The 10,545-nt window shown below is 39.2% G+C and carries 7 protein-coding genes and 1 pseudogene; 2 read left to right on the top strand and 6 right to left on the bottom strand.

The features are described 5' to 3' along the window. Positions 1 to 147 precede the first annotated feature (147 nt). A complete protein-coding gene (locus tag EDC17_RS09145) occupies positions 148 to 1,752 on the bottom strand; it encodes a M20/M25/M40 family metallo-hydrolase (protein WP_207895734.1) in 1,605 nt (534 codons plus the stop codon). 155 nt (positions 1,753 to 1,907) lie between these two features. After that, on the bottom strand, positions 1,908 to 3,554 hold the full coding sequence (pgi, locus tag EDC17_RS09140; protein ID WP_132777783.1) for a glucose-6-phosphate isomerase: 1,647 nt from the start codon (positions 3,552 to 3,554) through the stop codon (positions 1,908 to 1,910). A gap of 91 nt (positions 3,555 to 3,645) precedes the next feature. Between pgi and prfB the strand changes: the two genes are divergently transcribed. Continuing rightward, positions 3,646 to 4,729 (top strand): peptide chain release factor 2 gene (prfB, locus tag EDC17_RS09135; protein ID WP_132777782.1). Its coding sequence is split into 2 segments (ribosomal slippage): positions 3,646 to 3,705 and positions 3,707 to 4,729, totalling 1,083 coding nucleotides; the frame shifts between segments, so codons are not numbered across the junction. 63 nt (positions 4,730 to 4,792) lie between these two features. On the opposite strand, the gene EDC17_RS09130 is transcribed toward prfB, so the two are convergent. Continuing rightward, positions 4,793 to 6,319, bottom strand: a complete 1,527-nt coding sequence (locus tag EDC17_RS09130; RefSeq protein ID WP_132777781.1) for a sulfatase family protein — start codon at positions 6,317 to 6,319, stop codon at positions 4,793 to 4,795. 522 nt (positions 6,320 to 6,841) lie between these two features. Between EDC17_RS09130 and uraH the strand changes: the two are divergent. After that, positions 6,842 to 7,317, top strand: a pseudogene (gene uraH, locus EDC17_RS17615) (hydroxyisourate hydrolase). A gap of 168 nt (positions 7,318 to 7,485) precedes the next feature. Here the strand turns inward: uraH and EDC17_RS09120 are convergent. From EDC17_RS09120 to EDC17_RS09110, 3 genes are all read right to left on the bottom strand, one after another. Then, on the bottom strand, positions 7,486 to 9,039 hold the full coding sequence (locus EDC17_RS09120; protein WP_132777780.1) for an Rne/Rng family ribonuclease: 1,554 nt from the start codon (positions 9,037 to 9,039) through the stop codon (positions 7,486 to 7,488). 304 nt (positions 9,040 to 9,343) lie between these two features. Continuing rightward, positions 9,344 to 10,180 carry a tetratricopeptide repeat protein gene (locus EDC17_RS09115; RefSeq protein ID WP_132777779.1) on the bottom strand — a complete coding sequence of 279 codons (837 nt, stop codon included), beginning with the start codon at positions 10,178 to 10,180 and terminating at the stop codon, positions 9,344 to 9,346. 13 nt (positions 10,181 to 10,193) lie between these two features. Continuing rightward, positions 10,194 to 10,487: an HU family DNA-binding protein gene (locus tag EDC17_RS09110; RefSeq protein ID WP_132777778.1), complete on the bottom strand. Its 294-nt coding sequence runs from the start codon at positions 10,485 to 10,487 to the stop codon at positions 10,194 to 10,196. Positions 10,488 to 10,545 lie beyond the last annotated feature (58 nt).

Genomic DNA, 10,545 nt, shown 5'->3' with positions numbered 1-10,545 from the left:
CGGTGGACACCCTTGTCCTAAGCTAACACTTCCCACTGTAAAGGCGTGTTCGGGACTTACACCCTAGAGTTATTGCACATGCTGGGCACACAAAAAATGGAGCACTACTAGCATAGTACTCCATACGTTGTTTTTCGATAGGAAGAATTAATATCCAACTCCTGTACGACGTGGCTGTCTTATTGCAGGCCACGGCTGAGGCTTTCCGTCTCTACCTAATGGCAGTACACGTTTTTCTCTATTGACTAACTCAGGCTCCTCGGAAGCTTTGTACGTCATGATGGCTGTAAGTATGACATTACTTTTCAAATCATCAAATACTAATTTATCGTATGTATCTAAATTTGTGTGCCATGTGCTATTGTAATATCCCCAGGACAAAGAGCTTAGCATAAATGCCGGTACGCCCGCCGCCACAAAAGAAGCATGGTCTGAACCGCCACCACCTGGTGAACCTGGAAAATCAGTTTTGATCTCACGTGTAATTTGGAAAGGCACTGCCGATAACCATCTACCTACGTAATCATAGGCATGCACAAAACCAGAGCCATTGATATTCTCTACCCGACCAGTACCGTTGTCCAGATTGAATACAGCTTGTGTCTTTTCTACGATTTCTGGATTATCCAGTACAAAAGAACGCGAGCCGTTCAAGCCTTGCTCCTCACTACCCCACAAACCGATCAAAATTGTACGTTTTGGATTAGGCAACAACTTCTTAAGTACGCGCGCGACTTCCATCATCGCAATAGTACCTGTTCCGTTGTCTGTAGCCCCAGAACCACCTTCCCAGGAATCCAAGTGAGCAGATAATATAACATACTCGTTGGGCTTCTCTGTACCTTTGATTTCCGCAATAGTATTAAAAGATGGAACAGGACCTAATTGTTTTGAAGATGTATTAACCGCTATTCTTGGTTTTATTCCATTTTGGGACAATCTGTATAGTATACCATAGTCCTCTAAGGAAATATCCAAAGTAGGCACTTTCTTAGAACGTGCACCAAAGATTTTATTAGCACCAAATTCACGTGACCAATTGCTGGTTAATATACCTACCGCACCCGCTTCTTCCAAAATTCCCGGAATTGAGTTTACATTATATCCTGTGGCTCTAAGTTTATTCGCCCAGGCCATAGCCAAAGAATCCCGGTTTTTATTCATCTTTTCGATCGATTCTTTCGTGCCATACTTCTCCCAGTCGTGGTCTGGTCTACCGGTAGGCTGAGGCATAGAGATCATTACATACTTTCCTTTGACGCTCGGTAACCAACGTTGAAACTCTAAAGAATCTTTGATTTCAGGTAAAGCAATCACTTCCCCTTCAATAGTTTTTCCTTTAGTACTTGGACTCCATGCCAATTGGGTTCCGGCTAAGGTCTTAATACGTGGATATACCATGTCAATATGTGATACACCTCTCTCCCAGCCTTCCCACTCCCCGAATTGTTGGTTGCGACCTGGTATGCCCCAGCTCTCGAATTTCTTTAACGCCCACTGGTTGGCATTGCTCATGCCCGATGTACCCACAAGACGCGGACCAACGACATCCAATAATTCAAATGCAAGCTGCTCTATTTGTGAATTGTTGTTGACCTCGGCTATGATTTTCTCTACAATGGGCTCCAGTGTTTGAGCCGGCCTTCCCATGCGATTTTGAGCCGTCGCCTCATAGCTCATTATACCTAGTAATAATGTGCTGGACCACATTAAGTTTCTAAAACTTCTCTTGTGTAAAAACGCTTTTTTCATAGTGTAAAGTAAGATTTCAATTAGTTAGTTAGTTTAGTATTGAATTCATAAGGCTAAAAATATGCATTAAAATTCAAAGTAACATCTTACTAAAAACAAATAAAGGTGAACATTTTTGTTACTGTTCACCTTTATTTATTAGCTCGATAAGCCATTTATCGCCAAGCTTTATATTGATTGATCAGACCATTTGTAGAACTGTCGTGAGATTTGACATCTTGATTACCGTCCAATTCCGGTAATATTTTTGAGGCTAATTGTTTGCCCAGCTCTACTCCCCACTGGTCAAAACTATAGATATTCCAGATCACCCCCTGCACAAAAATTTTATGCTCATACAGCGCTATCAGCGTGCCTAATGTCCGCGGAGTAATCTGTTTTAATAGTATTGAATTGGTTGGCCTGTTGCCTTCAAAGATTTTGTAGTTTTTGAGTTTCTCAATTTCTTGCTGACTTTTACCAGCCTTTTGGAATTCCGCGACCACTTCTTCTTCTGTCTTACCGTTCATCAAAGCTTCCGTTTGCGCGAAGAAGTTGGATAGCAATAGTTGATGGTGATTTCCAATTTTGTTATGCGAATTCGCTGGAGCAATAAAGTCACACGGTATTAACTTTGTGCCCTGATGTATTAACTGATAGAAGGCATGCTGACCATTAGTGCCCGGCTCGCCCCAGATAATAGGCCCAGTTTGGTATTCAACTCTATTTCCATTTCGGTCAATATATTTACCGTTACTTTCCATGTCGCCCTGTTGAAAATAGGCTGCAAAACGATGCATATACTGATCATATGGCAAGATGGCGTGACTTTCAGCATCAAAGAAATTGTTGTACCAAATGCCTAAAAGCGCAAGAATAACCGGAATATTTTCTTCAAACTCCGCTGTACGGAAATGCGTATCAGCATCATAGGCCCCTGCTAATAATTCTTCGAAATTGTCATATCCAATACCCAAGGCGATAGATAGTCCAATAGCGGACCATAATGAATACCTTCCACCTACCCAATCCCAAAACTCAAACATATTCTTGGTATCTATACCAAACGCGGACACCCCTTTGCTATTGGTGCTCAAGGCCACAAAATGTTTTGCCACATCACTTTCATTAGCTCCAGATTCCAAAAACCATCGCTTTGCAGACTCTGCATTGGCCATCGTTTCTTGAGTGGTAAATGTTTTGGACGCTATAAGAAATAGAGTAGTTTCAGGATTCACCTTTTTGAGTGTTTCGGCAATATGTGTACCGTCTACATTAGACACGAAATGGAGATTCAGATGGCTTTTATACGGCTTCAAGGATTCGGTAACCATTACCGGCCCCAGGTCAGATCCACCAATGCCAATATTTACAACGTCGGTAATCGCTTTTCCCGTGAAACCTTTCCACTGCCCAGAAATGACTTCCTGCACAAACTCCTTCATGTGCGCTAATACTGCACGCACTTTAGGCATGATATCTTCGCCATCGACGATAACGGGCTCATTCGATTGATTGCGCAAAGCAGTATGCAACACTTGCCTGCCTTCCGTAACGTTTATTTTTTCGCCGCTAAACATGGCTTCTATAGCCTCATCCAGTTTGCATTCTTTAGCCAGCTGGATCAGAAGAGCGAAAGTCTGGTCATTTATTCTGTTTTTGGAATAATCCAGCAATATATCGTTGAACGTAATGGAAAATTTATCAAACCGGGTAGGATCTTCAGCAAAAAGATCTTTTAGGCTTTTTTCGTTGAGTGTAAGAAAATGATCTACTAAATATTTATATGCGCGGGTTGTTGTAAAGTCTATTTTTGGGAACATGTAAATTATCTTTATAAGTTATTTGATAAAAACAAATATAACGCAAAAAGGTTATATTTCTAATCTAGCATATTCTTACTACTTTTACATTATGACCAAAGAACAAATTCAAGACTTGAGGGATAGAGTAGCTTCCCTGAGGAGGCATCTTTGACATCGATGCGAAAAAAGCAGAGGTAGAGAAAGATACTCAAATTACCCTACAACCAGACTTCTGGGACGCCCCAAAGGAGGCCGAAAAAGTATTACATGGCATTAAGAATCTAAAAATATGGACGGAACACTTCGATAAAGTGTCTTCTGCTGTGGACGATGTAGCCATTATGTATGAATTTTTCCAGAGTGGCGATGCCACTGAGACAGATGCACATGAACAGTATCAATTGGCACTGGAACAAGTCGAAGAACTGGAGTTCAAAAACATGCTCAGTGCGGAAGAAGATCAGCTGGATGCCATTCTGCAGATTACAGCGGGAGCTGGGGGCACAGAGTCCTGTGACTGGGCATCTATGCTCATGCGTATGTATATCATGTGGGGCGAAAAACACGGCTGCAAAGTCACCGAGCAAGACTACCAAGAGGGGGATGTAGCAGGCATTAAGACTGTGACCTTGCAGTTTTCAGGAAACTTCGCCTACGGCTATCTCAAAGGCGAGAATGGGGTACACCGTTTAGTACGTATCTCACCATTTGATTCCAATGGCAAACGCCATACTTCTTTTGCATCAGTATACGTATACCCACTAGTGGATGACAATATCGAAATCGACGTAAAAGATTCGGAAATCGAATGGGATACATTTCGTGCGGGCGGTGCCGGAGGACAGAATGTGAATAAAGTGGAAACAGCCGTACGTTTGCACCATAAACCTACGGGCATTATCATCAAAAACCAAGAGTCACGCTCGCAGCTGCAAAATAAAGAAAATGCTTTACGCTTATTAAAATCGCAATTGTACGAAATTGAAATGCGCAAGCGCGAAGAGGCTTCTGCAGCCATTGAAGGATCAAAGAAAAAAATCGAATGGGGATCGCAAATTCGCAATTATGTGTTGCATCCTTATAAACTAATCAAGGATTTAAGAACAGGCACAGAGACCTCCAACACACAAGCTGTATTAGACGGCGATCTGGATGAGTTCCTAAAATCTTACCTGATGGAATTTGGCGGTTAGCATTTCAAACAAAAGGTCCTGAGTTATGCAATTCAGGACTTTTTATTTCTACACATTTATAATCTAAATCTGTCTATTGAAGATTTCTTCAGCTTCCTTATCATCAAATTTTTTAATTTGCTTGGCTAGCGTCTTTTTCATCTTTTTGACGATTCTTTGGTATTTTGGATCATCATATACATTTGTCAACTCTTGGGGATCCGCCTTCAAATCAAATAACTCCCAAGACTCTACGCGCTTGTAAAAACGAATCAGCTTATAGCGTCCTTCCTTCACGCCAAAATGCGGAGAAACCGCGTGCTCACCATTTTCAAAATAATGATAGAATATTTGCTTTCTGTGTTCTTTCTTAGAAGATTTTAATACCGGAACAAAGGACTTACCCTGCATATCGCTAGGAGTCTTAACACCAGCCAATTCCAATAGCGTTGGGGCGATATCGGCATTAACGATACTTGCTTGGGTATGGCTGCCCGCTTTAATCAGTGAAGGATATTTCATCACCAATGGAGTTCTGAAAGACTCTTGATACATAAATCTTTTGTCAAACCACCCGTGCTCACCCATATAAAATCCTTGATCGGAAAGGTAGATCACAATGGTATTCTGGTCTAGATTTTTTTCTTTCAGATAGTCAAGTACCCGCCCAATATTGCGATCCATAGACTGCGCAGTATTTAAATAATCAATCATGTATCTTCTAAATTTCCATTCCGCCAAAGCTTTCCCCGACAATTTCTCTGCATGCATTTTCTCATAAATCGGTTTGTAATAAGCCGAATACTGCTTTTTCTGCTCTTGATTCATACGCTTGAAGTTCCCATCATTCATCATTTCTTCCCAGGATTCAAACATCTTTAAGTCGTAACCCATTCGCATATCTTTATCTATAGACATCTGCTGTGCGGCGGCAGCCTTTCTGCTCGTGTAATCATCATAAAATGTTTCAGGCAAAGGAAAATGTTCTCTATCGTATGCTCCGAAGTCCTTTGGATCAGGCATCCAGGTACGATGTGTAGCCTTGTGGCCCACAACTAAGCAAAATGGGTTGTTTGTGTCTATCGAATCCAGCCAGCTCAGGGCTTTGTCCGTTACGATATCCGACACATAGCCCTCTACTCTTTTCCTTCCTTCTTTTGAAATAAAATCGGGGTTGAAATAATGCCCTTGCCCTGGTAAAATATCATAGTAATTAAATCCTTGCAATTCATGACCTAAATGTATTTTGCCAATCCACGCCGTCTTATAGCCAACATTTTGCAAATCCTTTACAAATAGATTTTGTGAAAAATCAAAGGACGAGGTTTCATTATCCTTAAATCCATTCTTATGACTGTATTTCCCACTGAGTAAAGTGGCCCTACTAGGCCCGCAAATGGAATTGTTTACATATGCGTTATGAAAAACAGTACCTTCAGCAGCAATACGATCAATGTTGGGTGTGCGAGCTATTTTGGACCCATAGGCACCAATTGTTTGGTAAGAGTGGTCATCCGAAATAATAATAACAACATTCGGTTTACTCAGTTGTGCTTGGGAAACAATTACATTTCCCATTACAACAGCCATCAATATAAGCCTTTTTATCATCTCTATTCTTGTTGATTTATTTTTATAATTTTTGATTCTTTATGGTTGCCTTTATTTCTATGCTTTCTGAGCTGCAGCAACATAAATACTAATAGCACTGGAATACATTTGCCAATCCAGAAAAAACATTGTTGTAATTGGAAGCCCTTGCCTTTAAACAAAGTAGCTTGCATTTTCCGCCAACCGCAAGACCTGCGGCGCTGATGCTGGAAAATCATATGCTGCATCTCAGGTAGATGTATGTTTACGTACTAAGCGATAAAACCTATCTAATACCTCATATAGCAAAATACAAAGTAATATATCTATTTGTTAATAGATTATCGAATTATTTTTAAAATAAGGATTGAGTCTATTAAATTCCGCAACAAGACTAAAGAAGTTAAAATTAAAGACAATGTGGCCCATACTAAATAGAGCTCAAGTTTATTGAATAGAAACTATTTAATTTCTGACCGATTTAATCTTCTAAATTGGGGTATTTAAATGAAGATTTGTTGGAATAAAACAACTGAATAAAGTATGTTTTTTACCAAATGTACTTTATTTATGTATCGTTTTATATCTATGAAAGCAATAACTAAATTAATTACTATGAAACAGATAATAGTTTTACTTTCATTTATTATAAGCGTTTTTACAGCAAACGCGCAGACTAATAAATTCCAATTGTCTAGTCATATATTGGATATATCTACTGGGCAGGGAGCTCCCGATGTTAAAGTGTCTTTAAAAAAATGGAGCAACGATAAATGGACAAATGTTCAAGATTCTAAAACGGATGAAATGGTAGAATTAAAGAATTACTAGCATACTCCACGACAAATAATGACGGTGAGTATAAATTAGTTTTTGAAACGTATCCCTATTTTAAAAATAAAAATATTGAGAGTATCTATCCTTATATTGAAGTAGTTTTTACTATTAAGGGTAAAAATCACTACCATATTCCAATTACAGTTACTCCTTTCGGCTATTCTACCTACAGAGGTAATTAATACTGCTTGGCGAGCTATCCATATTTAGATGGTGATAGATTAAATTGACAAGAATAATGTAGGCTATTTCTATTAGCAAAGAATTGCGTGAAAAGACATTTTAGCCAAGTGATAATTTAACTCAAAAAAATACCCTCAAAGTTGAGGGTATTTTTGTAATGTCTTCTTTTACAACTTGATTTCTTCGTTTTTTAGATTGAAGAAATGGAATTCTGTCAAGTGGTAAGATTGTATAGATTTAACTTTAATCCATTTACCATACTTAAAAAACCATTTCATTCGAAGAGAAATCAAACCAGACGTAATGTAGGCGCCTATATAAGGATGTACAAATAATGTTATTCCTTTTTCGTTTTGTTCTTCCAGAATAAAACTCAAGTTGTTTTCTATATCGTCAAGTAAAACTATACTCGATCTTATTTCTCCCGTACCATCACAAGCAGGACATTTTTCATTTGTCACTACGCTCATTTCTGGACGCACACGCTGACGTGTGATTTGCACCAAACCAAATTTACTTGGTGGTAATATGGTATGACGAGCTCTGTCCTCAGCCATACATTCTTTCAGGTAAGTATACAGCTCTTTACGATTCTGCGGCTTGTGCATATCGATAAAATCGATAACCACTATACCACCCATATCGCGCAAACGCAGCTGACGAGCGATTTCTCGGGCGGCTTCTTTGTTTACTAAGAGTGCATTATCCTCCTGGTTTTCCTTACTGGCAATTCGGTTACCACTATTTACGTCTATGACGTGCAAAGCCTCTGTATGCTCGATAACAAGGTATGCACCCCCCTGCAAATTGACCGTTCTGCCAAAAGACGCCTTAATCTGTTTCTCTACACCGAAATGATCAAAAATAGGCTCTTTGTGTTTATACAATTTGACTATTTTCTCTAGCTCGGGAGAGATCTCCTGCACATATGATTTAACTTCTTCATATATGGAAGAGTCATTGACATGTATATGTGTAAACTCATCGGTCAAAATATCACGTAAGATGGTAGAAGCTCTATCCATCTCGCCTAATATTTTTTGTGGTGGTTCTACATTCTTAAGGCGTTTGGTAAATAATTCCCACTTCGAGATCAAGTCTAACAGGTCTTTTTGGAGCTCTTCAACTCCTTTACCTTCCGAGACGGTACGAATAATAACGCCAAAATTTGCTGGCTTAATACTCTCTACAATCTTTTTCAGACGCGTACGCTCGGCACTAGCTTTGATTTTCTTGGAAATGGAAACCGAACTTGAAAAAGGTACTAATACAACAAATCGACCTGCAATAGACAGGTCGGAGCTCAATCGAGGTCCCTTTGTTGATATTGGCTCTTTAGCTATCTGTACCGGAATCAGTATGTTACGACTAAGTACATCCGATATTTTACCAGCTTTATCGATATCTTTTTCAAGTTTCAGACTATTTAGCAGATTCTCTTGATAACTGCCATTCTTTACTACACGGGTAAGCTTAAGTAAGGATTGTACTTGCGGTCCCAAATCAAGGTAATGCAAAAAAGCATCTTTATCGTAGCCTACATCTACAAATGCTGCATTCAGACCTGGCATAATCTTCTTGATACGGCCGAGATAGATATCCCCTACCGAAAAATGACTGCCAGCCTGTTCCTTATTCAGTTCGACAAGCTGCTTGTCCTGTAGTAAAGCAATAGTCACTCCATTTTCAGGAGTCGAATCGATAATTAATTCCTTTACCAACAGCTACTCAAATTTTGGGATACTGACGCCTCGCGCACCAGTATTTAGCCCCTATGAAACATAAAACTCGTTTAATGAAAAAATACAATCTATGAATATAACCGTGGTTTTTCCATAGATTGTATAATGTCTTTTAAGATTGAATAAACCTTTTAAGACTACCTACAAGAACTATTTTTTCTTGTGTCTATTTTTTCTTAAACGCTTTTTACGTTTGTGAGTAGCCATTTTGTGTCTTTTTCTTTTTTTTCCGCTTGGCATAGCTTTAATGTTTTTAAATAATGTTAAAAAATTCTGTTAATTGTTATTTACTCAATGCTTCTATCTGACGATCAATGTATTGAGATAAGGTCGGATCTGCAGCCAGCTCTTTACTTTTTTGGTAAGCAGCGATAGCTTGAGACTTCTGACCAATTTTTTCATAAGCTGTTGCTAAATAAAAATATGATTCAGCATCAGCCTGTATTTCTATGACAGTCTGAAAGCGCTCGATTGCACGATCAAATTGTCCCGACTGCATGGAAAACAAACCTAAGGTTCTGTTGGCATCCAAATTTTTAGGATCAGCCTGTACCACTTCACGCAAAAGCGCAATACCTGCCATAGGATTTGACGAACCCGTTACTAATGAAGCTCCCAAACCTGTTTTAGCAGCCAAGCTATTTGCATCCAGTTCAATGGCTTTCTCATAAGACTCAATAGCCAACTGATTCAACGCAGATGCCAATGCAGTATCTTGTTGGTTGGTATATCCTTTACGAAAAGCATCGCCCGATTTCACCCAATAATCCAATGTCGGTGTAGTCTCCGCCATCTCCTTGTAGATAAAACCCTGTGGAATAGGCTTTGCCAGATCTTCCCATTTATTTGCCAACGACTGCAACAATGTAACCTTCTGTTCTCCTTGGGCAGCTTCTGCTTGTTGTTCGATAGCAGAAATATCTTGCGCAAGGGTTGCATTGATTCCTTGTTTTGCTAATTCGGAAACACTTTTCAATGTATACATTGAAGAAGCGTCGTCCGCAGCGGCAGTAGTGTTCTCTTCTTGCTTATCTACCAAACCCTTGATAGGCTGAACCAAAAGGGCACCTATCATCACAACAACGATAACGACAACAACGATTTGTTTGGTATTAAGCATAAGCGAATTTAAATTATTTTTTTACTTTATTACCATTTTTTACTTTTTCTACAAAAACTTTTGCAGGTTTAAAGCTAGGCACGAAGTGCTCAGGAATAATAATAGCGGTATTTTTTGATATATTACGTGCAGTTTTTTCAGCTCTTTTTTTCACTACGAAACTTCCAAAACCTCTAACATACACATTCTCACCTTCAATCATCGCATTTTTCACAACCTTGAAGAACGCTTCAACTGTTTCTTGTACATCAACCTTCTCTAAACCAGTCTTGGTAGAGATTTCTGCAATAATTTCTGCTTTAGTCATATCTAATATTCTGTAATAATTTATTTCTCCACTACCCACATTTGGGGTTGCAAAATTA

Source organism: Sphingobacterium alimentarium, from assembly GCF_004342685.1.
Taxonomy (GTDB): Bacteria; Bacteroidota; Bacteroidia; order Sphingobacteriales; family Sphingobacteriaceae; genus Sphingobacterium; species Sphingobacterium alimentarium.
The sequence above is the reverse complement of the archived record's forward strand: the minus strand, read 5'-3'. Positions and strand labels throughout refer to the sequence as shown.

Coding starts and splice junctions, on each gene's coding strand:
- pgi (WP_132777783.1), bottom strand. CDS start 3,554: ATGTTCCCAAAAATAGACTTTACAACAACCCGCGCATATAAATATTTA.
- EDC17_RS09130 (WP_132777781.1), bottom strand. CDS start 6,319: ATGATAAAAAGGCTTATATTGATGGCTGTTGTAATGGGAAATGTAATT.
- EDC17_RS09145 (WP_207895734.1), bottom strand. CDS start 1,752: ATGAAAAAAGCGTTTTTACACAAGAGAAGTTTTAGAAACTTAATGTGG.
- EDC17_RS09115 (WP_132777779.1), bottom strand. CDS start 10,180: ATGCTTAATACCAAACAAATCGTTGTTGTCGTTATCGTTGTTGTGATG.
- EDC17_RS09110 (WP_132777778.1), bottom strand. CDS start 10,487: ATGACTAAAGCAGAAATTATTGCAGAAATCTCTACCAAGACTGGTTTA.